The sequence below is a fragment of the Microbispora sp. CA-102843 genome (assembly GCF_050936215.1).
Classification (GTDB): domain Bacteria; phylum Actinomycetota; class Actinomycetes; order Streptosporangiales; family Streptosporangiaceae; genus Microbispora.
The window spans coordinates 9,711,529-9,736,755 of the sequence record NZ_JBNJNF010000001.1 but is presented as its reverse complement, the minus strand read 5'-3'; the positions used below and the strand labels follow the sequence as shown (position 1 = coordinate 9,736,755).

Genomic DNA, 25,227 nt, shown 5'->3' with positions numbered 1-25,227 from the left:
CGGTCCCGGCCGACGGCGGCTCAGGCCGCCCCTCGCGCGTCGCACCTGCCCGTCGCCGCATCCGCTGCACTACGCGTCTCAGCCGAAGTCTGTTCTCCGCGCCATGACGTACTTGCTCAGGCCCGGAATGCTTGCATGGAACTCCTGCTCACCGGTCGCCTCGAACCCGAGCCGCCGATAAAGGCGTTCCGCCGGGCCATTGCCAGCGATCACCCACAGCTCCACAACCTCGCTCCCCCTCTCCCTCGCCCAGGCCAACACATCCTGTGCAAGCATCGCCGCGACCCCGGCGCCCCTGAAGCGCGGATCAACCCACATGCCGTACAACTCCGCAGTCCCGGCCCGCTCCGCCCGCAGTCGCCCAGCAGCCACCCCGACCCGCTCTTGCTCACACAATGCGACAGTCTTGACGCCGCCCAAGGTCCATCGAACCCACTCCCCCTCCCCCAGGGCCCGCTCCTCCTCAAGGTCGCCATGAAAGATGTCCGGCGCATCAGCGAGCGCAGCAAGCCGAAGATCTCTCCAGATATGCCAGTCCTCACCAACCAGCCGACGTAGCACCACACTCTTCATGCCTTGCATTCCTCCACCACCCGCTCACGGCTTGAGCCCCCCTGCTACCACCATGGCCCACAAGACTCCTCCGGCGGGGGCCTCGGCTCCGGGATGATCGCCCGCGCCTGGGCCAAGGCCGTAGCTGGCTGAGGTGGAAGCCTGATCATCGCGCCCGCCACGACCCAGGCAAGCCCAGCAGACCGGCTCCTCCGGCTCCTCCGGCTCAAGCCCGTCTGTGCCCCTTGGCGTCCGATTGCCGAGGAACGGCGACCGGCTGACGTACACAGTGAGAATGGGTTCGGGCGTCACCGAGTGAGACCTGACCCACATGTACACAGACCCCGGTGTCCTTTTCGCGATTTGTCGGTCTCGCTCGGGGGCGTCTGCAGTGCACGCAGCCGGACGAGCGGCGTGACTTAATAGGAGCCTGCCAGCTGCCCATCACTGTGCTGTCCGTCCGCCTGGCCGGCGCGTGCCGTCTCGTCTCGACGACAGAGCGGCGGTTCCAGCATGGCACGCAACCGCAAGATGCGGATCATCGGCGGCGTTGACACCCACGGCAGTACCCACCACGCGGCGGTCATCCTCATGAGCGGCCGGCGCCTGGCCGACCAGGAGTTCCCCACCACCCCCGACGGCTACGCCGCCCTGCTGCAGTGGATGCGCAGCTACGGCCGCCTGGCCATGGTGGGGGTCGAGGGCACCGGCGCTTACGGCGCCGGACTGTCCCGTTACCTCCATCGGGCCCAGGTGAAGGTCGTTGACGTCGACCGGACCGACCGCAAGACACGCCGCCACAAGGGCGAGTCCGATCCCATCGACGCCTACGCCGCTGCCGAGGCCACCCTGGCCGGCCGCGCCAGCACCGTGCCCAAGACCCGTGACGGCCTGGTTGAAGTCATCCGTGTGCTGCACGTCACCCGCGCCAGCGCTATCAAGGCCCGGGCGGCGACGATCAACCAGCTCAAGACGCTCCTGGTGACCGCGCCAGCCGATCTACGCGAGCAACTGCGCGGCCGACCCTCTCGAGCGCTTGTGGAAACCTGCCTCAAGCTCCGCCCCGGCGACGGCCCCGCTGACCCCACCACCGCCGCCAAATACGCCCTACGCAGCCTGGCCCGCCGGTACCGGCAGCTCTCCGACGAGATCAACGACCTGGACGCGCAGCTCCGGCCGCTGGTCGCCCGGGTGGCTCCCCGTCTGCTCGACCGCCGGGGGATCGGCTTCGAAACAGCCGCCCAACTGCTCATCACCGTCGGAGACAACCCCGACCGGCTGACCAGTGAGGCCGCCTTCGCCCACCTGGTCGGCGTTGCACCCATCCCCGCCTCCAGCGGGCAGATCCGCCGCCACAGGTTGAACCGCGGCGGCGATCGTGACGCCAACCGCGCCCTGCACGTCATCGTCATCAGCCGCATGGCCCACTGCCCCACCACCAACGCCTACGTACAGCGCCGTACCGGGGAGGGGCTGTCCAAGAAAGAGATCATCCGCTGCCTGAAACGCTACGTCGCACGAGAGATCTACAAGGACCTCACCACCCCAGACGCCGCCTCAGCACGCGTAGATCAGGCCGCTTGACAGTCATAGGAGCATCGCGAGGCAAGGCTTGACCCTCCGTCGCCGGCCCGCTGTCGCTTCGCGATGGGTCGACGGCAGACGAGAGATCAGTACAGGGTACGAGCGTGCGGGCCGCACAGGCGGCTCTACGGCCGGTCCCGGCCGTACACCGCCCGCGCGCTCTCAACTTGGAAGATGGGACGCAGGACGATAGAGGACCACCGCAGCCAGCAGGATCAAGGCGGTACGGCCCAGGTCGCTGGAGGCGACTGCAGGACAGCTATGAGGCTCCGCCCCCTCCCTCGACGGTAGCCCTGCCGGGCCAGACGCCTGGAGATATAGCGCGCCCCGGGCGCACAACGCACCCTGTTCACCGAATGCTCGGCATCGTCCACCACTCCCTGACCACCGGCCAGCCCTACGACGAAGCAACCGCCTTCCCCACTGCCCTCCGCTGTGTAGATCGACCGACAGGAGGGGCCGGAGTGGAAACCTCACACTCCCGGCCCCGAAGCTGAGCGGGATTCGAACCCACATCTCCCCTTTGCGAGAAGGGCGCTCTATCCATTGAGCTATCAGACGAATAGTGAACCCGGGAAGTGGGTGACCTCATCTAAGGTGTTGCATTAGCGCTTCCTGCTCCGCCCATCTCCGTTCCCTGGCCGCCTCACGCTCCCTCATTTCCTGCAGGGCCGGGGAAAGGAACACGGCAAATGTTTCTTCAGTCAACTCCAACTCCGCCTCGCGCGCCTCGCGTGCCAACTCCGGCTCTAGTTGCAATTGAAGGTTCAACTGCGCCTCATAGTAGGGATCCCACCCCGGCTGCCATTCCCGCGGCTCTAGCGCCGTTCGAAGGGAGGGTTGTGCGGTGAACCGGCGGAGTGCGGTGAGTCGGGGGAGTAGCGTGGGCGTGGAAACCCTCGCTGGGGCGTGGGTGCGCGGCACAGTCGCCATGGACGGCGCCATGGGTGCCGGTGCCGGCGCCACCGGAACGACGTCGGCGGATGCGGCAGACGATATCGCAATTGATAGAAACGCCGTGGAAACAGCGACGGTGCCCAGACGTACGCAATTCATCATGGCCCACCTTTCCCGATTCCTCAGCTGACTGATCACTGCGTCGAGGGAAATACCCGGCCGGGCTTGCCGTACGATGCCGACACGCCCACGCATACCGTTTTTCTGCTGCAAGATGACCACAGATTGGGAAACATCCTTACTCTCAAATCGGGCGGGTCAGCGGGGCGTTGCTGATACAGCAGCGCATACAGCAACGCCGCCCAACACGATCGCACCCCACCGGCCCGCATCCACCGGCGCAACAGGGCGGCGAGCCATCAACGAGCGGCCTGCCCTTCCCTACGGATCAGGTGGTCATGTGTCGTATGAGCCATCCCATGGTTCGTAGAAGCCGATGTTGTTCGGGTAGAGCTCGGCGTGTTGCTGGCCCTCGAAGGTCTCGATGACGAGGCCGAACAGCACGTCGTCGAACTCATGGCGGAAGGGCCGGATGGCGATGTCGCTGTAGCGGAGGCCGGGGAGCGCGTCGAGCCACCGGTTCAGCCGGTCCTGGGGGGTGTCGACGGAGGCCCGGTGGTGGTCATCGGTTCCGGTGCGCTCGATGCGGGAGCCAACGTGGTGGCCGGCGGCGTCGAAGGTGTGCAGGACGGCGTACCAGCGCTTGTGTGAGAGCCAGTCGTCGGTATGGGTGTAGCCCTTGGGGAAGGCGGCGACGACAGAGCCAAGGAATTGGCCGCCGTCCCAATGGCCGATCGTGTCGGTGTGGTAGTCGGGTTCGTACCCGATAGGGATGATCTCCGGGACTGCCATGCAGAGGAAGATAGCCATTGGGTACGACAACGCCTCGACGGCAGGGCACATCCAGGGCACATGAGCGCGAAAAGCAGCGCGAAACGATGAGAAGCGGCGAACGTTGACTGCCCAGCTCAGCGCATGAGCTGGGCAGTCGCCGCAGGGCAGCAGTCAGGATGGATTGGATCTCGATGACCTGAGGGTCATCCTGGAACCAGAGCGAAACAGTAAGCGTTCCATGATTGACTAGATCGAAGAGCCGAGGGCGGCAAGTGAGCAACGCGCAGCACTCAAGCAGGCGAGCAAAACGGCGACGCGCCCGAGCGGCCAAGCAGGCGGCTAGGGAGAAAAGTGTGGTTTGCAGGCTTGGGCTCTACACGGTGGCCAGCGTTCTTATTCTCGGCGGCTTGATCTTTCTGGTGTTTCCGAGCGTGGGAGTGGCCGGTGCAGGTGGCATCGCATCGGCCGTAATCTTCGCTGCTTCAGCGGCTACGCCCACAAGCTGGGTAGTGTCACCTAATCCCCGTGCGCCCTATCGCGCCCTGGTCGTGGCCATCAGCGGTCTTCTGTGTCTAGCGTTCGTGCTGGCGTATGGAGTCTCGGAACAGATCGGGTGAGTGACCAACTGCGTGACAACGCCGACGAACGACACTGGACGCTGGCGGACGGCAGTGGACTGCCTCCGCAGGTAGAGGCCATGTAAGGCCAGTTCGAACACCTGTTGCCGTTGCCTGATAAGGAAGAGGTCCCAGGTTTCAAGTCCTGGTAGCCCCACCACGAAGTACCAGCTCAAAGGCCAGATCCCGAGGTTAGGGACCTGGCCTTTTATCGTTTGACCGTCGCGCTGTCCGTCATGAGGGGGCACCGACGCGTTCAAGTGAGTTTCTGGCGGCACCTTGATCGAACTGAAACTGCGTCGTGAGCGCAGAGGACAGGGTCAGGCCTCACGTCGCCCCGCGCGTGTGCAGTGACAAGCCAGGCGAGCAGAGCTTCGGCCCAGGGGAGGCCAAATCCGGGATCGGGCCCCGTTCGCCCAAGGGCAGGTGGGGCTCGATCAAGGACTACTCGTCATCAGCAAGGTCACCAACGCCACCACGAGATGATCTACCAGCGTCGACGGTCTCAGCGCAGGCGAGCATGCAACAGCATGATCTCAACCTGTACGCCCTAGTGGCCGATCTTGTCCAACTCGGCGAGTTCCTCGTCGGAGAGCGAGAGTCCCGCGCCGGCGACGTTCTCGCGCAGGTGCGCCACCGACGAGGTGCCGGGAATGAGCAGGATGTTTGGCGACCGCCGCAGCAGCCAGGCCAGCGCGACCGACATCGGCGTCGCATCCAGCCGGGTGGCCGCGGCAGAAAGCGCCGTGGACTGCAGCGGGGTGAAGCCGCCGAGCGGGAAGAAAGGCACGTAGGCGATGCCCTTGTCGGCGAGATCGTCGATCAGCTCGTCGTCCTGACGGTAGGCGAGGTTGTACATGTTCTGCACGCACACGATCGGCGCGATCGTCTGCGCCTCGGCGACCTGTTCCGCCGTCGCGTTACTCACTCCAAGGTGTCGGATCAGGCCCTGCTGCTGGAGTTCGACGAGGGTCTCGAAGGGCTCGGCGAGCGAACCGGGCTGGGGACCCTGAGCGTCGCCGAGCCGGAGATTGACCACGTCGAGCGAATCGAGGCCAAGGTCCTCAAGATTCTCGTGGATGGCGCGGCGCAGGTCCTCGGGCTGCCGGGCAGGGGGCCAGCCGCCCTGCTGATCGCGGACCGCGCCGACCTTGGTCACGATGTGCAGCGATTCGGGATAGGGGTGCAGCGCTTCACGGATCAGCTGGTTGGTGACGCGTGGTCCGTATGCACCGGCGGTGTCGATATGGGTAATCCCGAGGGCGGCGGCCTCGCGCAGGACGGCGAGCGCGCCGTCGTGGTTGGCAGGCGGGCCCATGACCCCGGGGCCGGCGAGCTGCATGGCGCCGTAGCCGAAACGGGTGACGGTCAGATCACCCAGGGTCCAGGTGCCGCCGGGCAGTGACGCGGAGGGTGTGTTCATGCCTGTGTCTCTCCTGCTGAGCTGGATACTACAGAGGGTTACTTGTCACTTGGTTCGCCGTTCTTTAACGGCACCCCTTGTTTGCGGGGGTCACCAGCGCGATCTTCGTTTCGCTCGTGCCGTCGATGTTCGCTCGCGGACAAGCGGTGCCGCCAACACCGATACGGTGGCCTGTCATACTCAGTAGGTATCACCGAGGTACGGTGTGGCCATGGACACCTTGGAGACCCGCGAGCTGAGGTATTTCATGGCCGTCGCCGAGGAACTGCACTTCGGCCGCGCCGCCGAGCGCCTCGGCATGGCCCAGCCACCGCTGTCCCGGGCAATCCAGCAGCTCGAACGACGCCTCGGGGTCTCCCTGCTGAAACGCAACCGCCGCGGCGTATCCCTGACCGGCGCCGGAGAGGTACTGCTACACGAGGGCCGCGCAGCCCTCGACGCGACCACCGCCGCCGCCCGCCGCACCCGTCGCGCCGGTGGCACCGACAGTCCGGGCGGCCCCCGCAACCGCCTGGTGCTGGCAGTGAAGGCCGGCGCGTCTCACGAGCTGCTGCACAAGCTCCTCCACGCCTACGCGGCCGAGCCCGACGCCGCCGAGATCGAGGTGCTGCCGAGCGGCACGTGTGAGCAGGAAGGCATGCTGCGCGATGGCCGCGCTGATGTGGCGCTCATGCACGCGCCGTTCAACTCCCTCGCTGGGTTCGACAGCGAGGAACTGATGACCGAGGGGCAAATCGCCGTTCTGCCCGCCGGGCACCCCCTCGCCGCGCACAAGACTTTGTCCCTGGCCGATGTCAGTGACATCCCCGATCTTCCGCTCGCCCGCTGGTCCCGCCACGGCACGTACCCACCCGGCCCGGGTCCCGAGATCCACGACCAGACGCAGCTGGCCCAGCTAATCGCCCTCGGACGCACCGTGGCCGTCTTCCCCGACTCCGCCCGCGCATGGCTATGGGCCGAGCACACCGCCGTCCCCCTGGCCGACGCACCCCCCGTCGTCACCCACATCGCCTGGCCCGCGCACAGCCGCTCCCTCGCCCTCGCCGGGCTGATCCGCACGGCCACACGGCTATGACCCTCTCGTGCCTTCCATCGCCGTCGTCACCCTGATGACACACCGCCGCCATGCCCTTGCGGGTCCGCAGGCCTAACGCGGCAACACCCCCGACAGCCGAAGGCCCTGCGATCTCGATGGGGTGAAGGAGCTTCACGCACCGTTCGGCCGACTTTCGCGTCAGGCGTTGCGGTCCGCGTCACGGGGCGTTCCTAGCCTGAGCTGGTCGCAGACACCCCCCTGTGGAGGACAGCCATGCCGTCCCGCCGGATCACCGCTCTCGCCACCGCCTTCACGCTGTCCGCGGCCTCCCTGGGCCTGTGGGCCGCCGGAGGCTGCGCCCAGACGGCCACGTTGCCGACGCCGGACCACACAGTGGTCGTGGTCTTCGAAAACCACGCCTACTCCCAAGTCATCGGCAGCTCCAGCGCCCCCTACATCAACTCCCTGAAGAGCGGCGGAGCCAACCTGACCGCCTTCTACGCCGAGACCCACCCCAGCCAGCCCAACTACTTCGCCATGTTCTCCGGGTCGACGCAGGGCGTCACCGACGACTCCTGCTACACCCCCGGCTTCAGCTCCGCGCCCAACCTGGCCTCGGAGCTGATCGCCGCGGGCAAGAGCTGGGCCAGCTACAACGAGACGCTGCCCAGCCAGGGCTCGACCACATGCAGCAGCGGCAAGTACGCCCGCAAGCACAACCCCTGGTTCGGGTTCTCCAACGTGCCGACGTCCACCGCGTACACCTTCGCCCAGTTCCCCACCGACTTCACCAAGCTGCCGAAGGTGTCGTTCGTCATCCCGAACCTGTGTAGCGACATGCACGACTGCTCGGTGTCCACCGGTGACACCTGGCTGAACAACAACCTCGGCGCGTACGCGACCTGGGCCAAAACCCACAACAGCCTTCTCGTGGTCACCTTCGACGAGGACAACCGGCTGAGCGGCAACCGCATCGCCACCGTGCTGTACGGCCAGCCGGTGCTGGCGGGGTCGTCCTCCGGCACCACCTACAACCACTACAACCTGCTGCGCACCATCGAGGACATGTACGGCACCGGCCACGCGGGCAACGCGGCGTCGGCGTCGGCCATCTCCGGCATCTGGAACTGACCGCGTGTACCTCGCGGACAGTCGCGACGCGCCCGCCGTCGTCCCGCACCCGGGACGGCGGTGGGCCGCGGTTCCGGGAACCGTGCCGGCCCTGGGCGCGGTGAGCCTGATCACGGACGTGTCGGCGGAGATGATCACTCCGTCTGGCTTGCTTGTGATCAAAAGTGGGTGGTCACCATCCAAGGCCTCGCCTGATCGCAGTCTCGACGGGAGAGAAGGCCCCGTCTACACGGTCGAGCTGGAGCGGCTTGGCCGGGCTGAGTTTCGGCTGGCCCAGGAAACGGGGCTCTTTTCCGAGGTTCGGCTGGCCGGCGTGCACCAGAAACGGGTGACACAGGTAGACGTCACCCGCCCTGCCCGTGGCGTGGACGACCGGACGATGCTTGCTGGCGCCCTCCGCACGCCGGGCCAACTCCCTGGCGCCCAAGCCGTCCTCGCCCTCAGGTTCCAGGACCCGCGCCACGTCCAGGTGAGAACCCACGCGCAGGCGAGTCGGCGCGTCATCCTCCCCCACGTCCGAGAACAGGAAGAACATCAGCAGTACGCGGTCCCTGGACTCGACGTTCGCACGCCAGGTCATGTAGTCGCCCGGATCGGAGTCGTGGCCGGGGAAGCTCACATCGACGTGCCACCCGTCGACGACGGCCGGTTCCCCGCCGGGAAAGCGGATCACAAAGCCTCCCAGGCTCGTGCGCGGCAGCCACCGCCCCATTCCCACGAGGTCGTCGAATGCGGCGTAGAGACGCGGCGTGTTGACGGCGGCCTCGAACGGCTCCCCCGCGTAATCCGGGCGTGCCGCCACCGGCCGCGGCCATGTGGCTGGATCGTCGGGATCGGCATTCAGGTCCCGCCAGATGATCTCGCGGCACTCGTCCGCGATCTCTCTGGGGAACGCGCCCTGGATTCGGACGAAGCCGTCCGCAACGAACATCCTCAGCTGCGCGTCACTAAGCATGATCACAGCATGCTTAGCGAAGTGTCGTCCCGCCAAAGCATTATCCGGAGTTCCGGCCTCAGCCGCGGTCCCTCTAGCGTTTCCGGCCACCCCTCTACTACTGGATCTTCGAAGAGCCGCACTACGCCAAGGAAGGCGTCCTGTACCCCCTCGGACCGCCTGACAGCCCCTTCAGCCGGCCCGGCCGGTCCGGTTGAGTGCGGTGGCGCGGTTCAGCTCTGCTCTTGGTTCAAGGTCTTCTCAAGGGTTTGTAGCGCCGCGACACACTGTGCCTGGGCCGGATTGCCGGCGCGCAGCGCGGTTAGCGCCCCGTCGATCGCGTTGTCCAAGGCGTGCCAGTCCTGGGGGGAGCGGGGCTTGAGGCCTGCCTCTGCGGCGTCCCAGGTCACCTCGAGGTCTTTGATCCGCGTTTTCGCGCCGGCGAGGTCGCCCTTGGCGGTCAGCGCGTTGACGTCGTCGATGATGACCGCGAAGGAGGACAGATCCCCAAGCTTGGCTGACACCACCTGCCGTGCCTTTGTAGCCCCCGCCGCTGTCGAATCCCCTGCTGCCGCGCCAGGGGAGTCAGCGGATCCGGTCGCCGCCACGATTGAGCCGGGAGCCTGGCCGGCGGCTCCGACCGACAGCCAGCTGCCGATCCCGACGACGGCGGCGATGCCGACGGCAGCCCACACCAGGTCCGATGGCCGGCCCAGGCTCGCCCGGCCTGACTTGCCCCCGGTATCCGCCGAGTGCGCGCCCGCGCGGCGGGCCCTGGTTGTGACCACCTGCTCGCGCCCGACAAGCACGACGATGACGGCGAAGAACAACACGCTGGTCCGGGTGGCGCCGAGACCCAAACCACCGAGCGAGTGGTCCTGGGTGAGCAGATCACCGACCGCGGCGCCCAGCGGGCGAGTCAGGATGTAGGCGGCCCAGAACGCGGCCACCTGCCAGGCCTCGATCCGCCACAGCACCAGCGTGACGAGGAAGGCGCCGCCGAAGATCAGTGCACCGTTGCGGAACCCGAGACTCAACGCCTCGGTGGACAGATCGCCGGCCGCGGTGCCCAGCGCGAAGGTGGTCAGAATGGCGCCCCAGTAGAACGCCTCCCGCCGGGGCGTGTTGATCGCCGTGATCGACAGAGTCATCTCCTGCCGGTGCCAGACGGTGAAAACCACGGCGAGGAGCACCGCGAACAGCGCCGTGCTGACGTACAGACTGACCCCGAGGGTGTCGGTGAGGAAGTCGGTGATCTGCGTCCCCGAGATACTCACCAGTACCACGGACAGCCAATAGATCCACGGGGTGTAGCGGCGGGTGGAGGCCTGCAGCACCAGGGCCGCTGCCAGGACGACGAACACCAAACCATCGGTCACTGCCGGGCCGAGCCCGACATTGACTGACAGGTAGTCCGCGAACGTCTCCCCGACCGTCGTCGAAAGGATCTTGATGACCCAGAAGGTCGCGGTGACCAGGGGCACCTTGTTCGCCATTTGTCGCAGTCGAGGGGGAGCAGAGGTGGCTACCATGCGCACGCTCCAGACAGGAAAAGGGACGCCGTCATCGGCGAGGGAGTGAGTGGAAGCCGCCTCGTGTTTCTCCGGTGAGCAACTCAATCCGCTTCGCGTCAGGGCGGAGGAAGGTAGCTGAACGACGAGGCCGGCCGCGGTTCCGGTTTTCTTCACGATCGAGTGCCGTGGCGCCTGGCACGGGTGCTGAGCGAGTTGGTCAAGGTGCCCACTCTGACGATGCCCGCCAGGACGCCCAGCGCCAGAAAACACAGTGCCAGAAAGCACAGTGCCAGACATTGGCGTAAACGCATGAGGCAACGGTAGGAGGGCGATGGTTAACGCCCGCTTAGCGCGAGATAAGCCGCGTTCTTACCCCAAGGGTGCCGTTCGGACTGGCGCCAGCAGTCGTCGGCGGTTGAGAAGGGCCACTCCCAGGGCGCACCCGCATCCCAGCGCCACGAAGGCCGTCCACGGCAGCCATCTGTACGGGGATTCCCACATCAGACCGGTGAGCAGGTTGCCCGCGGCGGTCGCGACGCCGGACACGGTCGAATAGAGGCCGTAGTGTGTCGCGACGAGACGCCCGCGCGACAGCCGTACGATGACGTCCATCTCGAACGGGCAGATCAGCATCGTTCCCACGGCCAGCAGTGCCGCGCCGGCCAGCATCGGCAGCATCGCGAGATGTTCGGCCACCTCCTCGTTGAGGACGGAGGGCACGACGGGCTGCGGAAACGCGACCAGAGGCACGAACGCCAGCGCCATCACCACGAGACCGGCCGCCAGGCAGCGCGGCGGTGACCACCGCTTCGCCGCCCACGCACCTACCCGTCCCTGCAACGCGATCGCCAGCACCGCCGACAGCGCGAACAGTTCGCCCATCCCGAAGTTCTGTTCGGGCCCGAGCGTGCGGCCCATGACCAGCGGCACCGTGACGTAGATCTGGAACGGCAGCAGGTACGACCCGGCCATGGCGAGGGAGAAGACGAGGAAGTAGCGATCCCGCAGGACCCTTCGCCATCCGGCGCGGTCCTCCCTGGGGGCCGTGGCGGCGACGGCGGGAAGCGCGACCGCCTGGACCATGGCGAGAACGGCGAACACCGCGGCGGCGACGAGCGCGACGAGGCGGAAGTCCAGCGCGGCCAGCACCAGCCCGGCCAGCGGGCCGAGCAGCAGCCCGGCCTGCCCGGCCACGTTGAAACGGCCGAACAGGATGGTCCTGCGGTCACCGGCGACGGTCGCCAGCATGGTGCGTATCCCCGGGTCGAACAGCGCGCCCGCGAAACCGGTCGCCGCCGAGGCCAGCAGCAGCGCCGGCACCCTGTCGGCGAACGCGAGCAGTCCGAACCCCGCGGACCTCAGCGCGCACCCGGTCACGACGGCGGCTCGGCACCCGAACCGGTCGGCCAGATGCCCGCCGACCAGCGCCAGGCCGCGCTGACTCGCGTTGCGGATCCCGAGGATCAGTCCCACCGCCGACGCGGTAAGGCCGAGGCCGTGCGTGAGGTGCCCCGCGAGGTACGGCATCAGCAGGGTGAAGCCGAACTTGATGGAGAACTGGCTGGTCAGCAGGAGCCGGACGAGATTGCTATCACGCATAGTGACGAGTAGGTTACTCATTGCTTGGTTAGCGTCCCGCTTACCTTCGGGGGGCCACCATGGGCGGATGAGGTCGTTGCGCAGCCGTCTGCTCACCACGATCACGGGGGTGGCCGTGCTGGCCGTCTCCCTGTTCGCGGTGCCGCTGGCCGTGGCCGTCGCCCGGCTCTACCACGACGGAGCGATCGAGTCACTGGAAATGGAGGCGACGTGGGTGGCCTCCACCTTCTCCAACGCCACCCCGGTTTCGCTCCCCACCGGTCTTCCCCGCGATATGACCGTCGGCGTCTACACGACAGACGGGCGGCGGATCCTCGGCTCGGGCCCTGCCCGGTCGCCGCTCAGAGAGGGTGTGGAGGGTGGCGTCCTCATCGCCACCGAGCCCATCCCGTCCGACGAGACGCCGGGGGTCGTCAGGGTCGCCACCTCGTACGACACGGTGGTCGGCAAGACGCACATCGCGTGGCTCATCATGGCCGGGCTCGCCGTACTCGTGATCGGGTTGGCCGCCGCGTTCGCACGGCGTCAGTCGGCGAGGCTCGCCGCACCGCTGGAGGATCTGACACGCTCCGCGCAGGCCCTCGGCGACGGGGACTTCACGATCCGGGCGTCGCGATCCAATGTGCGGGAGGCCGACCAGGCCGGGCTCGCGCTGGAAGCCACCGCCCGCAGGCTCGGTGAGGTGCTCGATCGTGAGCGCGCCTTCAGCGCCAATGTCTCCCACCAGCTCCGCACTCAGCTCACCGGGATGATGCTCGGGTTGGAGGCGGCCCTGGCCCGGCCGGACGCCGCCCTCGCCGACGCCGTCCACACCGCGCTCGGGCGAGGCGAGCGGCTGCAGACCGTGATCGACGACCTCGTACGGCTCACTCGTGACAATCGGACCGGGTCGGCGCCGCTCGACGTACCCGCCGTGCTCGACGAAGTCAGGGAGTGCTGGCAGGGCGCGCTCGCCGCCCAGGGGCGTCGGCTGACGGTCAGCGTGCCGGATGACCTGCCCCCCGTCGCCGCCTCCGCCGCGGCGGTACGGCAGATCCTGCGCGTGCTGCTCGACAACGCCTTGGTCCATGGTGAGGGTGAGGTCACCGTCGAGGCGGCGGACCTCGCCGACGGCATCGCGATCGAGGTCGCCGACCGCGGACCGGGAGTCCCCGAGGGTCTGGACGTGTTCGCGCGGCGGGCGGCCGACGGGCACGGCATCGGCTTGGCGCTGGCCCGCTCGCTGGCCGAGGCCGAGGCGGGCCGCCTGGTCCTGCGCAGGACCGTTCCGCCGGTCTTCAGCCTTCTGCTGTCTCCGGCAGCTCGTAACGGTAGCCCCGTCCCCGTACCGTAGCGATCCGCTGCGGATCCTCGCCGTGATCGATGAGTTTGCGGCGGAGCGCGAACACGTGCACGTCGAGTGTCTTGGTCGGCCCGAACCAGTTGACGTCCCACACCTCGTCCATCAACTCCTCGCGGGAGACGACCTCACCGGCGCGGGATGCCAGCGCCGTCAGCAGGTCGAACTCCTTGGGCCGCAGCGCCACCTCGTCGCCCGCGACGTACGCCCTGCGAGCCGGCAGGTCGAGGCTGAGCCGCCCCACCTTCAAGGTCTGATCGTCGTCCCGGGGCGCCGCCTGGCGACGCAAGTGGGCTCGAATCCTGGCCAGCAGCTCGGTCAGCCGGAACGGCTTGGTCAGATAGTCGTCCGCCCCCGCGTCGAGCGCCACGACCACCTCGAACTCCGCGGTGCGTGCCGTCAGCACCACGATCACCGCCTGCGGCAGAACCGTCCGCAACCGGCGGCACACGGTGACACCGTCATCGTCCGGCAGCCCCAGGTCCAGGAGCACCAGATCGGGCATGACCGCCCTGCCCAGATCGAGCGCCTTCGCCCCCGTGGCCGCGAGGTCGGTCCGGTATCCCGCGACGGTCAGCGCCGCCTCCAGCTCCGGCCCGATCACCGGATCGTCCTCCACCACAAGCACCCGTGCCATGCACCCAGCCTTACACCAACACTCTGATGGGAGAGGCTGTCAGACGCCGATGAGCTCCAACAGCAGGTGTAGGTCGTGGGTGGCTTCGGCGATGGAGCAGGTGGCGACGGCGAGGACCGCGCCTGCGGCGATGGCCATTTCGGGACGGTGGCGCAGGGGCGGTGAGAGCAGGGCGGCGACCCGGCGGGGCACCGGCCCGGCGTCCCGCGGCAGGCCGCGATGGCCGAGGATGCCCAGGGCGTGGCCCGGAAGACGGTTCCCGGCGGTGCGGGGGGCGGCCAGGGCGGCTTTGCCGACAGTGCGGGCGACCCGGGCGCGGTCGCCGGTCGCGGCGGCGGCGCGTTCGTCGGCCCAGCGTTCGATGGTGTAGGTGACGGCGGCGGCGAGCGGGCGCAGAAGAGGGTTTACCGCGGCGCCCAGCCCTGCGAGCGCGACGAAGAGGTAGTGATGCGCTGCCAGGTGGGCTCGTTCGTGGGCGAGCAGGACGTCGTGCTCGCCGTCGTCCAGCAGGCGCAGCATGCCGGTGGACACCACGATGCGTCCAGGCAGTCCCGGCACCGCGAAAGCGTCGGGGGTCTCGTCCTCGATGACGACCAGGTCGTCGTGGGCGGGCATACAGGCGGCCTGCTGGGCCGCGGCGGCCAGTGAGCGAGCGCGGGTCCACAGCATGCGGCCGGCGGCGAGTACGGCACCGCCGAGCAGAAGGCCTGCGACCACGGCGACCGACAAATGGGTGGGGTCGTCCCGCTGGACGGTGTTGACGGACCAGTGCCCGAGGTCGGCGAGCAGGGGGATGCGGATCAGTCCGGTGATGGCCAGGAGGCCCAGCGACAGCGTGCTCGCCGCGCCCAGCACCAGTGCCGAGACGGTGAGCAGCCAGGTGGCCACGCGAGGTTCGCACCGTTCCGACAGGACTCGCGCACCGAGCGGAGCGAGCAGCGACAACAGCAGCGGAAGGTAGACGGCGATGCGCATCCGAATCCTCTACTGCCCGTAGTGCGGGTCGGGCCCAAGCAGCCGGCGCAGGAGATCCGCGTCGGAAGGGGACAGCCCGTCGGCGAAGCGGGCGAGCACGGCCTGACGGTCGGGCCGTTCCTCAAGAACGCTGCGCATGCGGCGGGCGGCGAACCCGTCTTCGTCGGTGACGGGGGCGTAGGCGTAGGCCCGGCCGCGCGGGTGCCGGACGAGCAGCTGCTTGGCGTACAACCGGGTGAGGATGGTCACCACGGTGCTGTAGGTCGGCTCGCCGCCGAGACGCTCGGCGACCTCTCCAGGGGTCAGCGCTGTGTCCGCTCGCAGCAGGACGTCGAGGATCTCGGCCTCCCGCTCGCCGTTGGCGCGCTTGTGGCCCCGCCCGGGTGGAGTGGCGCTCATGGGTTGTCGTTCCCCTTGCCCATCTTCTACAGTCGTGTAGAACTTCTACGGCGGTGTAAAAGCTGCCGTGTTCCGAGTGTGCCACGCGCCCTGAGCCGACGGACAGGGGCAGGCCGGGAAAGGACCGCTGGGTGTCGACGGGATTCAATCCGCTGGATGCCACCTCGCTGCTGACGGCATTCGGCGCCGCGGGTGTGTTCGTGGTGCTGTTCGCCGAGACCGGCCTGCTGATCGGGTTTTTCCTGCCCGGAGACTCGCTGCTGTTCACCGCGGGTTTGCTGTGCGCCACCACGGTCGGCGGCGTCCGCCTTTCCCTGCCCGCGGTGCTGGTCGCTGCCGCATCCGGGGCGCTGCTCGGCGCGCAGACCGGCTACGTGATCGGCCGCCGGGTGGGCCCGGCTCTGCTGGGCCGTACCCGGAACTCGCACCTGTTGCGCGGCGCGGCACGAGCCGAGGACCTGCTCGCCCGCTACGGGCACGGTAAGGCCGTTTTCCTGGCCCGGTTCATCCCACTGGTGCGAACCGTGCTCAACCCGCTCGCCGGAGTGGTCCGGATGCCGGCGCGCACCTTCGCGCTGTGGCAAGTCGCCGGCGGGCTGATCTGGACCGTCGGCCTGGTGCTCGCCGGATACGCGTTGGGGGCCAGCGTCCCCAACGTCGACCGCTACCTGTTGCCCCTGATCGGCGTGATCGTCGCCGTCTCGCTGCTGCCGCTGGCTCTGGAGGCGCTGCGGGCCCGCGGACGTGCGGATACAAAGGCGGAGCCCACCCGGGAGTCCGCCCCGTGACGATGCGGTTGCGCTGCCCGACCCCAGCGCCTCCCTGGAGAGAGAGTCAGACTGCCGATGAGTGATATCAGTGTCCTGCAAGCCGTGATGCTCGGTGTGGTCGAAGGGGTGACGGAGTTCCTGCCGGTCTCCTCCACCGGCCACCTGAAGATCGCCGAGGGCCTGATGGGCGTCCCCGTGAGCGACGCCGCGGTGGTCGCCTTCACCGCGGTGATCCAGGTCGGGGCGATCGCCGCCGCGCTGGTCTACTTCTTCCCTGACATCGTCCGTATCGTCTCCGCCTGGTTTCGCGGCCTGTTCCGGCCCGCGGAGCGGCAGAACCACGACTACGCCTTCGCCTGGTGGGTCGTCTACGCCACGATCCCGATCGTGGTCGTGGGGCTTGCCGCCAAGCCGCTCATCGAGGGCTCGCTCGCCTCGCTGTGGGTGGTGGCCGGCTCGCTGCTGGCCGGCAGCGCGGTGATGTGGTTCGCCGACCGGATGGGCCGCCACAAGCGCGGCGAGGCCGACATCGGTCTGAAGGACGCCATGCTGGTGGGCTCCTCGCAGATTCTCGCCCTGCTGTTCCCCGGCTTCTCCCGCTCCGGGGCGACGATGTCCACCGCCCTTCTCCTGGACCTGGACCGGGTCGCGGCCACCCGGCTGTCGTTCCTGCTCGGCATCCCCGCTCTGACGGGGGCCGGCCTGTACGAGCTCAAGGACGCCGTCGGCGCGGGAGTCGGCATCGCACCGCTCGTGGTGGGCACTGCGGTGTCCTTCGTCGTCGCCTACGCCTCCATCGCCTGGCTGCTTCGGTACGTCGCCCGGCACTCGTTCAACGCCTTCGTGATCTACCGGATCGTCGTCGGGGTGCTGCTGTTCGCGCTGCTGGGCGCCGGAGTGATCAACGCATGACCACCCGGGTCGCCGCCCGGCCGTGTAAGGGGGCGCAGGGCCGGGTGTGCAGGCGGATCCCGTGGCTGGCCCTGGTGGCCGCCTGCTACGTGGCGGCCCAGCTGGCTCTCGCCGCGCCTCACCTCGGGCTCGGCTGGGACGAGACGGTGTACCTGTCCCAGGTCGACCCGCGCAATCCGGCTGCCTACTTCAGCGCGCCGCGTTCGCGGGGCATCAGCTTCCTGGCGGCCCCCGTGCTGGCCGTCACCGGCTCCACCCCCGTGCTCAGGACCGTGCTGGCGCTGCTGTCGGCCGCCGCGCTCTATGCCGCGTACCGCGTCTGGCGCCCGCTGCTCGGGCCCGCCCGGACCGCGCTTGCCGCCCTGCTGTTCGCAGGCCTGTGGGCCACCATGCTGTACGGGCCTCAGGCCATGCCCAACCTGTGGGTGGCACTGTCAGCGGTGGCGGCGGTCGGCTGGTTCCTGCGCGCCCACCGGCCCGGCGCGTCCAGGGGGGTGCTCCTCGGCCTGGGCGGCGCCGTCGCGGCAGCCACACTTTTCCGCTTCTCCGACGGCGTCTGGCTCGCGGCGCCGCTGCTGGCCGCCTGCGGCATTGTGCCCGCCTGGCGGCGCCCGGCCCTCGCCCTCGCCATCGCGGGCGGGCTCGCGGTGGGCGGCGCCCAGTGGATCGCCGAGGCGTACGTGCGATGGGGCGGCATCGGCGCCCGCCTGCACGCCTCCAGCGCCACCGAAGGCGGCATGGGCCTGCACTGGGCCGGCGGAGACGCCTGGCGCAGCCTGAACGGACCCCTGCTGTGCCGCCCCTGCACCGTCCCGCTGACCCACCCGGAACTCACGCTGTGGTGGCTGGCCCTTCCCGTGCTCGCGCTGACGGCATGCGTGGTGGCCCTGTGCGCCGGGCGGGCGGCCGAGACCGTGCTGCCCGCCAGTTGCGCCGCCGCGCTGAGCGTCCCCTACCTCGTCCTCATCGGCTACTCCGCACCGCGCTTCTTGCTGCCCGTCTACGCCCTGCTGGCCCTGCCCGTCGCCACCCTGGCTGGCCGTACGGTGCGAGCCGTCCGCCCGGTCCCCGCGCGTGCCGCCGTCGCCGGCGTTCTTGCCGCGCTGCTCGTCGTGCACCTGACGGTGCAGTACACGGTCCTCCAGGAGAGGCACGCCGACGCACGAGCCACCACCGACCGCTACCGGGCAGTCGCCGACGACCTTCGCCGCCTCGGCCTGCACCCGCCCTGCCTGGTCACCGGCAGCCACTCCCAGCCGATCGGCTACTACGCCGGCTGCGCCTCCGCCGACGTCAGCGGCAATAATCGCAACACCACCGAAGCAGCCCTGCTGCGCCGCGCCGCAACCGAACCCACGGCAGCCCTCGCCAAAACACGCTCCGGACCTCCCGGCTACGCCCAGGCCTGGACCGCCCACCGGCTCCGGGGCACCGGCTACACCGCCTACCTGCCTTAACCCCCGCCGGCGCCCAGCCGGACCAGCGCCCGGCCCCTGAACACGTGCCAAGGCGCGGTTCACGCCGTATTCGCGGCCATGCGCGCGCCTCGCCGAGCGCCGCGACTGGGAACGTGCGGTCCTCACGGGCATGGGGCGTCAAGGGCTTGTCAAGCGAGTTCTTCGATGAAGGCCGCGAGCTGGGCCGTCTGACCTAACTCATGCCCCAGTGCGCGGAGGGCCGCTACCCGCGAGCACCTCGCCGACTACCTCGCTCAGACGCACTGGCCACTGATCCTGGACCTGTGGTCACTCACCATGCGCTTGACGTGTGGCCTGCGCGGTGACGCGTTCAATGGCCTGGACGGCGACATCGGGCTGGTCGACGTAGATGTAGTGGCCGCTGTCCGTGGCCGTGCTCAGCTTGCTGCCGCTGGACAGCGCGAGCCACTTGCGCTGGCCCGCGGCCCACGCCTGCTCCAGGCGCGGCCCGTACTTGGGGACGGCCGCGAGGTACTGCTTCCCGTGCTGGATCACCTCCACCGGGATGTTCCCGGCGGAATGGACCTTGCCGTCCGTGATGACGAGCTTCTCCGGATTCTCGCCCTTGAATATCGCGAGGTTCTGTGCGCGCAACTCGGCCGCCGGGCCGGTGGCGGACTCGGGGATCGCCTTCTTGATGTCGTCCACCATGGTGGATGGGGTGGCGTCCATCAGGACCAGCCCCTTGACCCTGTCCTGGTGGTCGGGGGCGTACCTGGCGGCGATCAGGCCGCCCAGCGAGTGCCCGGCCAGGACGACCGGGCTGTCACCGGCGACTCGGTCGAGCACCCCGGTCAGGATCTTCCCGGTGCTGGAGAAGCTCTGCGGGCCGTCCGGCTGGTCGCTCGCGCCCGCGCCGAGCCGGTCGTAGGAACAGACCCGGTTCTGCTTGCTCAGCGTCTTCTGGATGGCGGCCAGCTTGTCCAGCCCATCGCCTCCCCCGTGCATCAGGATGACGACCGGCCTGCCCTTCTCCGGGTCGCCCGAACAGGACACGTTCACCGACCGGCCCGCGACGTCGATCTTCTCGGTCCCGGAGATCGGGGCGGCATCGGCTGTCCGCGTGGCGGGGGCGAAAGGGTCCCAGTTCTCCAACGAGTCGCCATCGCAGCCGGCGACCCCCGCGCCGAGCACCGTGCAGCACAGCGCGGCCACAACGGGTGTCTTGATCTTGCGGAGCATGAGGTCCTCCAGTGAGGGAGTCGACGCCGGGGTGATGCGCACGGCGGTGTAGTGGGAAAAGCGAACGGAGCGCCGTGGCTGCGTCGTAACGCTACGGATCGGTCGGTCCGGGATCGTCCCCGTACGGTGGACATTTGTCGGTAGCTCGTGCGGGGGACAAGTGCGGTCTGCCGGGGAGGGCCGCGATCGCCGCGCTCTGTCGTGCGGTGCGGACGCCAGGAGCAGGGCCAGGCGTGCCGGTAGTGGCGGCTGGCCTCCGGTGTGCAGGCGCACTCACGCCCTCGCCCGCTCAAGCCCCAAGAAGTCGGGTCGAATCGTCACGAATGTGACTGGTCTAGCGAATGCGAGCAAGGATGGCTCACATATCAGCAAGCCATTGAGCATGCCGTCGCGCAGAACAAGTTAGGCAAAGGACCCTTCGGCAGCCCGAACGGCTGACCAATGTCGGAGGCTTACAGCGGGCAAGCGGTGCAGCCGGACGGCGGCACCGCCCGCTCTTGCCCTAGCGATCCTCATGTTGCCGGATGAGACTCTCCTCCCGCGGTGGGCGTGGTCGGGTGGACTGCCGCTGTCGTCGGCGCGTCTGCTTCTGCGGGGCCAGGTCCTGCTTCGACGGTTCCGGACGTTCGATGCGGGTGGGGTTGCCGCGTACGAGGGCGTCGTGGATGCGCCAGTGGGCGGTGATGGCGGCGCGCTCTGCCGCCTCGTCGCCGTGCTCGATGGTTCGGCGCAGCAGCCGCATGGCGATGCGGCGGTTGAGGCTGAACTGCCGCTCGGTGTCGACCACGACGACGATCCCCGTGGGCCGGTGGGTCGCCCGTACCGCCGTGCTGGCCTTGTTGCGATGTTGACCACCGGGGCCGCCGGTGCGGCAGGCGACGATGTCGACGTCTGCTTCCGCGAACGTCGTGCGCGGGGTGTCGACCTGGCACGGTTGGGCGATGACGTACCAGTTCTTCCGGCCGGTGTTGGCCCGGTATGGGCTGGGGGCCTGCCAGCACAGCGTTCCGGTCCACGAGGCGGCGAATGCCTCGGCGCCGCCTCCTGCGATCTGGATGAGGACGGATCGGTAGGTGCCGGCCCGGTCTCCGGGGACAGTTTGGACCCGATGGGTCTCCAGATTCCGCCGGGTGGCGTCGGCTTCAAGGCGGTGCAGCAGCTGGGCCAGCGCCCAGGCACACTCCTGCGGGCCACGCCCGGCCGACAGGAGCAGGTGAACGCTCACGGCCGGCCTCGCTTGCGGCGGTGGTCCCGGTGGTCCGTTTGGGGTGTGGACCCGAGGTCGGGCGTCTTGTAGGTGACCAGAGGGATGGTGGTGGCCACGGGCGTGGCCAGGTCATGGTCGACGAGGTCGGCGATGACTTGCTCGATGCGCTTGTAGGCCGTTGGTGCCTCCTCGAAGAGGAGTTGGCGGTCGCCGCACACCACCAGCGACCCCATCGGTGTGCGGCGCAGTTCTTCGACCGTGTGCTTGGCCCGGCCCCGGCGCAGGGCGTCCGCACGGGACATCTTGCGGCCCGCGCCGTGCGCCACGGAGTGGTTGGCGTCCGGCCCGGCGTGGCCGGCCACCAGGTAGGAAGGGGTGCCTCGCGTACCGGCGATGAGCACGTCGCGGCCGTCGCCCGGCGCCGCCCCCTTGCGGTGCAGGTAGATCTCGTCGCGGACCTCGACCAGGTTGTGGCACTGGTCGAGGATCGGCTCGGTGGGCTCGGTCCCCAGCGCGTGGGCGACCCGGGCGGCCAGCAGCCGCCGGTTGAGTGATCCCCAGCGTACGGCGTCGTCGTGCATCGCCAGGTAGGCGCCGGGATCAGGGGCGGGACCCGCGCCGTGGACCGCGGTGTGGGCTCGCAGGATGCGTTCGCCCAGCCCTCGGGAACCGCTGTGGACGATGAGGACCAGGTCGCCGGCGGCGAGTCCGAGACGGCTCGCGTGGCCTGGCTCGAAGACGGTCCCGATGCGCGCCAGCTCGACGAAGTGGTTGCCCCGGCCGACCGTCCCGAGGCCCTCGACGTGACCGGCAGGAATATCGCCCTTTACAACGGCCCAGGCCGGGTCGTCGGCATCCTGCTCAGGATGCAGCGCGCGATCCAGATCGGGGAACCGAGCGGCGAGCTTCTCGGGTACGGCGCGCTTGAGCTTGACGGGGAACACGGCGATGCCGCAACCGATGTCGGAGCCCACCAGGAACGGGTACAGCCTGGTCGACGCCATGGCGGCGCCGATGGGGGCGCCCTTGCCGGGGTGCAGGTCCGGCATGGCGGCGACGTGCATCATGCCGTCGAGGGCGGCCACCTGGTGGCACTGAGCGACGGCATCGGACTCGATCCAACTGGTGGGGGAGGCGAAAACGGCGACGGTGGCCGACCCCGTGGCCGGGATGGACGGCGGCAGGAACTCCTGCCGGGAGTGTTGCTGAGACAAAGACGCTCTCTTTGCTGAACAGGTTATGGGCGGGCGGCATTACGGCGGGAGTCGGCGCCGTGGCATCTCGAAGTAGCGGGTTGCTGTCCGTCAGAGCATCATGGACACAACGTTTCCTGAGCCCGCCACGCGAGGCAAGCGATTTTCGGCCGTACGGGCTTGCACGCCTGCACGCACCCTCACTCAACGACGTGCGGGTGCGCTGCGGTCGACACGCTGAGGCCATGGCGGATGGGTGCACTCTCATTGAGTCCCGAGATATCAGGACAGGGCGAAAGTGTGCGGGCCGCACGGAAAATAGCTGTATGCCAAAATCATCGCCATGGAGTCGATGAACGCAAACGACGTCGCGGGCTGGTGCTACCTCACCCTCACATTGATCAACGCCGGCTTAGCGCAGGGAAAGGGCCGTTCGGGGTTCGCTTGGTGGCTGCTCTCCCTCTTTCTCGGACCGATTGCAACGTTCCTTATCGTGGTTCTGCCACGCCCCAGGCCCTCCGACGACAACTGATCGCATCTGCTCAGGCTCGGGGCAATTTGCATGGACCGCCGTACCGCAGTCGGTCGCTGATCTGCGGCCTATCCTGCGCGCTCTTCCTCGTACTTCCCGTCCTCATCGCCCCCACGAATAGCCCACACGATGACTGCGATGCCCAAGAGCCAGACGACCCCGACTCCGGCAACAGCACCGACTACCTGTACCGGGCCGATCTCTTGCCGACCGCCGCTCAAGTAGTCACCGAACAGCTGCCACAGGAGCCCCGCGACAAGAAAGAGACTCCAGGCCAGCACGTACTTGCGGGCCTTTCGACGCCACTTCCTGCGGAGTGCCATTTGAATCGCCGCTCCAATGCACGCCATGCCAGCCGAAGACGTACAGCAGCAAAGCACAGCAACAGGACCGCACACCCGCTCACGCCGAAATCCACCACCACACGCCCGAGCCGGCCGCGTTGTTCCCCACGTGGTGCGTTTGCAAGCAGGCGCTCATTACGAGCGAGATGCCCGCTTGTGTAGCGTGCAGTCCATCCCTCGGTCCGGCAAGCCGCCGGTGGAGCACCTGGTCTCCCCGTGTGGGGGGCGGAGATTGAACGCGGCGAGGCCAGAAACGGCTTTGCCTGGTGCTCGACGGCCAGGCGAGGAAACAGAGCGTCTCGGCGATCTCCGCAGGCTGGGCCACCCGGCCGAGCGGCCGAGCATGGGCGGGGTCATGTCCGCACGACGCACGCGAGGAGCGCCAGCTTGTCAGCGCTGTCGGTGCCGGGGTCCGGGTGGAGGACGACGAGCGTCTGACCTGTCGCGCCGCTGACGCCCAATCTCTCCCGGTTCAGCCAGAGGCCACCGACCTGGGGGTGGTCGATGTGCTTGGGTGTGCCTTCGCACGTGTTCACGTCGTGGCGGGCCCAGAGCCTGCTGAAGCGAGGGCTGGCGAGGGAGAGTTCGCCGACGAGTTCGATGAATCGGGGGTCGTCCGTGTCGGTGCCGACGGACTCGCGGAAGCCGGCGACCATGCCCTGCGCGGCGTCCTCCCAGTCCGGGTAGAGGGCCTGCTCGGCGGGGTTCAGGAACACGTCCCGCAGGCGGTTGCCCCCTGCCACGAGTCGCGGCGACAGAGCGGTCGCCAGCGCATTGGCGGCGAGGACGTCGAAGTAGCGGCCCTCCACGTACGCGGGGAGCGGGAGCGTGACGACGAGCTTGGCGACGCCAGGAGGGACGGTTTCCTTCCGGGGCCGCCGTCGCCGCCGGGGTTTTCCCGCCCCGAGGCCTAGCAGGTAGGCCGTCGCGTCGTCGTCGAGCAGCAACACGCGGGCGAGGGACTCGAGGACCTGCGCGGAGGGGTTGCGGTCGCGGCCCTGTTCCAGGCGCAGGTAGTAGTCGGCGCTGATGCCGGCGAGCATCGCGACCTCCTCCCGGCGCAGGCCCGGCACGCGCCGTACGCCCACGGAGGGGATGCCGGCCTGTTCAGGAGTGACGAGCTCCCGGCGGGCGCGTACGTAATCGCCCAGAAGGTTGGATTCGTCGCTCATGTCCCCACTGTAATTCGCGCACTTTCGTGCGTGCCTGGTCCTGTCACCCCCAGGATCGCGGGGGCTCTGGCTCTGTCAGCGGGTGAGCGGAAACCTCACTTCCGGGACGAACGCTGGCGAAATCGGCTGGTGGTCCCTTCCGCAAACAAGGAGCTACACCATGTCAACATTTTTGCTCGTACACGGGGCCTGGCACAGCGGGCAATGCTGGGAGCGGGTGGTCCCGCTGCTGGCATCGGCCGGGCATCGGGTGGTCGCGCCGTCGCTGACCGGCTACGGCGACAAGGCGCATCTGCTCGGCCCCGAGGTAGGGCTGGACACGCACGTCGACGACATCGTCGGGCTGATCACCGAGGAGGAGCTCACCGACGTGATCCTGGTGGGCCACAGCTACGCCGGGCTGGTCATCTCGTCCGCCGCCAACCGGATCCCGGACCGGATCGCCCATCTGGTCTATCTCGACGCGATGGTCCCGGAGGACGGCGAGAGCGCGGTCGATGTGCATCCCATGACCCAGGCCCTCATCGACCGCGCTGCGGAGTCCGAGGTCGGCTGGCGGATCCCGCCGATGCCCGAGTTGCCGCCGCCCCTGGGCCTGTTCGGCGTCACCGACCCGGCGGACGTGGCGTGGCTGCGGACGATGTTGTCGGATCAGCCGGTGCTCTGCTTGCGGCAACCGGTCCGGCTGGACAACCCAGCCGTGCACACGATTCCGCGGACGCACATTCACTGCGTCGCCGGCGTACCGGAGGGCATCACGCGGCGGCCCGTCCCGGCCATACAGCCCAACGGCAGCCCGGCACAGGTGTGGGAACTGGAGACGGGCCACGACTGCATGATCACTATGCCGGCCGAGCTCACCGAACTGCTGCTCAAGCTCGGCTGACCCGCCCGATCGGGCCGCGC

The 25,227-nt window shown here is 68.5% G+C and carries 21 protein-coding genes; 8 read left to right on the top strand and 13 right to left on the bottom strand.

Features of this window, described 5'->3' with window-relative positions:
* Window positions 1–78 precede the first annotated feature (78 nt).
* The gene (locus ACQEVJ_RS45485) at window positions 79–573 is read right to left on the bottom strand and encodes a GNAT family N-acetyltransferase (RefSeq protein WP_433112213.1); all 495 of its coding nucleotides are present in this window, start codon (window positions 571–573) and stop codon (window positions 79–81) included.
* 492 nt (window positions 574–1,065) lie between these two features.
* Between ACQEVJ_RS45485 and ACQEVJ_RS45480 the strand changes: the two genes are divergently transcribed.
* Window positions 1,066–2,136: an IS110 family transposase gene (locus tag ACQEVJ_RS45480; RefSeq protein ID WP_433112210.1), complete on the top strand. Its 1,071-nt coding sequence runs from the start codon at window positions 1,066–1,068 to the stop codon at window positions 2,134–2,136.
* Between the two features lie 1,353 nt (window positions 2,137–3,489).
* Here ACQEVJ_RS45480 and ACQEVJ_RS45475 read toward each other — a convergent pair.
* Window positions 3,490–3,945 (bottom strand): hypothetical protein, encoded by a 456-nt coding sequence (locus tag ACQEVJ_RS45475; protein WP_433112207.1) that lies wholly within the window; start codon window positions 3,943–3,945, stop codon window positions 3,490–3,492.
* 1,149 nt (window positions 3,946–5,094) lie between these two features.
* Complete coding sequence (locus tag ACQEVJ_RS45470; protein WP_433112204.1) at window positions 5,095–5,967, bottom strand: aldo/keto reductase family oxidoreductase; 873 nt, start codon at window positions 5,965–5,967, stop codon at window positions 5,095–5,097.
* 211 nt (window positions 5,968–6,178) lie between these two features.
* Here ACQEVJ_RS45470 and ACQEVJ_RS45465 point away from each other — a divergent pair, with 211 nt between their 5' ends.
* Both ACQEVJ_RS45465 and ACQEVJ_RS45460 read left to right on the top strand, forming a co-directional pair.
* A complete protein-coding gene (locus ACQEVJ_RS45465) occupies window positions 6,179–7,042 on the top strand; it encodes a LysR family transcriptional regulator (protein WP_433112201.1) in 864 nt (287 codons plus the stop codon).
* A gap of 234 nt (window positions 7,043–7,276) precedes the next feature.
* The gene (locus ACQEVJ_RS45460; RefSeq protein WP_433112198.1) at window positions 7,277–8,134 is read left to right on the top strand and encodes an alkaline phosphatase family protein; all 858 of its coding nucleotides are present in this window, start codon (window positions 7,277–7,279) and stop codon (window positions 8,132–8,134) included.
* A 172-nt stretch (window positions 8,135–8,306) separates the two neighbouring features.
* On the opposite strand, the gene ACQEVJ_RS45455 is transcribed toward ACQEVJ_RS45460, so the two are convergent.
* The 3 genes from ACQEVJ_RS45455 to ACQEVJ_RS45445 form a co-directional block, all read right to left on the bottom strand.
* On the bottom strand, window positions 8,307–9,065 hold the full coding sequence (locus tag ACQEVJ_RS45455; RefSeq protein WP_433112195.1) for a phytanoyl-CoA dioxygenase family protein: 759 nt from the start codon (window positions 9,063–9,065) through the stop codon (window positions 8,307–8,309).
* Window positions 9,066–9,301: 236 nt separating this feature from the next.
* On the bottom strand, window positions 9,302–10,564 hold the full coding sequence (locus tag ACQEVJ_RS45450) for a COG4705 family protein (RefSeq protein WP_433112193.1): 1,263 nt from the start codon (window positions 10,562–10,564) through the stop codon (window positions 9,302–9,304).
* A gap of 387 nt (window positions 10,565–10,951) precedes the next feature.
* Window positions 10,952–12,181, bottom strand: a complete 1,230-nt coding sequence (locus ACQEVJ_RS45445) for an MFS transporter (RefSeq protein ID WP_433112191.1) — start codon at window positions 12,179–12,181, stop codon at window positions 10,952–10,954.
* 67 nt (window positions 12,182–12,248) lie between these two features.
* Here ACQEVJ_RS45445 and ACQEVJ_RS45440 point away from each other — a divergent pair, with 67 nt between their 5' ends.
* Window positions 12,249–13,514: an ATP-binding protein gene (locus ACQEVJ_RS45440; protein ID WP_433112189.1), complete on the top strand. Its 1,266-nt coding sequence runs from the start codon at window positions 12,249–12,251 to the stop codon at window positions 13,512–13,514.
* Here ACQEVJ_RS45440 and ACQEVJ_RS45435 read toward each other — a convergent pair.
* Genes ACQEVJ_RS45435 through ACQEVJ_RS45425 form a run of 3 tightly spaced genes read right to left on the bottom strand, consistent with a single transcriptional unit; the run spans window position 13,459 to window position 15,531 of the window.
* Entirely contained in the window at window positions 13,459–14,157 is a 699-nt protein-coding gene (locus ACQEVJ_RS45435; protein ID WP_433112186.1) for a response regulator transcription factor, read from the bottom strand. The genes ACQEVJ_RS45440 and ACQEVJ_RS45435 overlap by 56 nt on opposite strands.
* A gap of 39 nt (window positions 14,158–14,196) precedes the next feature.
* Entirely contained in the window at window positions 14,197–15,132 is a 936-nt protein-coding gene (locus tag ACQEVJ_RS45430; protein WP_433112183.1) for a M56 family metallopeptidase, read from the bottom strand.
* A 9-nt stretch (window positions 15,133–15,141) separates the two neighbouring features.
* Window positions 15,142–15,531 (bottom strand): BlaI/MecI/CopY family transcriptional regulator, encoded by a 390-nt coding sequence (locus ACQEVJ_RS45425; protein ID WP_433112180.1) that lies wholly within the window; start codon window positions 15,529–15,531, stop codon window positions 15,142–15,144.
* Between the two features lie 131 nt (window positions 15,532–15,662).
* Here ACQEVJ_RS45425 and ACQEVJ_RS45420 point away from each other — a divergent pair, with 131 nt between their 5' ends.
* From ACQEVJ_RS45420 to ACQEVJ_RS45410, 3 genes are read left to right on the top strand one after another with little or no spacing between them, the layout of a single operon-like run.
* Entirely contained in the window at window positions 15,663–16,319 is a 657-nt protein-coding gene (locus ACQEVJ_RS45420; RefSeq protein ID WP_433112177.1) for a DedA family protein, read from the top strand.
* A 57-nt stretch (window positions 16,320–16,376) separates the two neighbouring features.
* Window positions 16,377–17,213 (top strand): undecaprenyl-diphosphate phosphatase, encoded by an 837-nt coding sequence (locus ACQEVJ_RS45415; RefSeq protein ID WP_433112174.1) that lies wholly within the window; start codon window positions 16,377–16,379, stop codon window positions 17,211–17,213.
* Window positions 17,210–18,670 (top strand): hypothetical protein, encoded by a 1,461-nt coding sequence (locus tag ACQEVJ_RS45410; RefSeq protein WP_433112171.1) that lies wholly within the window; start codon window positions 17,210–17,212, stop codon window positions 18,668–18,670. The genes ACQEVJ_RS45415 and ACQEVJ_RS45410 overlap by 4 nt, the downstream gene beginning before the upstream one ends.
* Before the next feature lie 288 nt (window positions 18,671–18,958).
* On the opposite strand, the gene ACQEVJ_RS45405 is transcribed toward ACQEVJ_RS45410, so the two are convergent.
* From ACQEVJ_RS45405 to ACQEVJ_RS45390, 4 genes are all read right to left on the bottom strand, one after another.
* On the bottom strand, window positions 18,959–19,915 hold the full coding sequence (locus ACQEVJ_RS45405) for an alpha/beta fold hydrolase (protein ID WP_433112169.1): 957 nt from the start codon (window positions 19,913–19,915) through the stop codon (window positions 18,959–18,961).
* 460 nt (window positions 19,916–20,375) lie between these two features.
* Window positions 20,376–21,098: a peptide chain release factor H gene (prfH, locus tag ACQEVJ_RS45400; protein ID WP_433112167.1), complete on the bottom strand. Its 723-nt coding sequence runs from the start codon at window positions 21,096–21,098 to the stop codon at window positions 20,376–20,378.
* Window positions 21,095–22,294 carry an RNA ligase RtcB family protein gene (locus ACQEVJ_RS45395; protein WP_433112164.1) on the bottom strand — a complete coding sequence of 400 codons (1,200 nt, stop codon included), beginning with the start codon at window positions 22,292–22,294 and terminating at the stop codon, window positions 21,095–21,097. The genes prfH and ACQEVJ_RS45395 overlap by 4 nt, the downstream gene beginning before the upstream one ends.
* Window positions 22,295–23,502: 1,208 nt before the next feature.
* Complete coding sequence (locus tag ACQEVJ_RS45390; RefSeq protein WP_433112161.1) at window positions 23,503–24,321, bottom strand: helix-turn-helix domain-containing protein; 819 nt, start codon at window positions 24,319–24,321, stop codon at window positions 23,503–23,505.
* Between the two features lie 160 nt (window positions 24,322–24,481).
* On the opposite strand from ACQEVJ_RS45390, the gene ACQEVJ_RS45385 reads away from it, so the two are divergent.
* Window positions 24,482–25,207 carry an alpha/beta fold hydrolase gene (locus ACQEVJ_RS45385; RefSeq protein WP_433112158.1) on the top strand — a complete coding sequence of 242 codons (726 nt, stop codon included), beginning with the start codon at window positions 24,482–24,484 and terminating at the stop codon, window positions 25,205–25,207.
* Window positions 25,208–25,227: the final 20 nt, after the last annotated feature.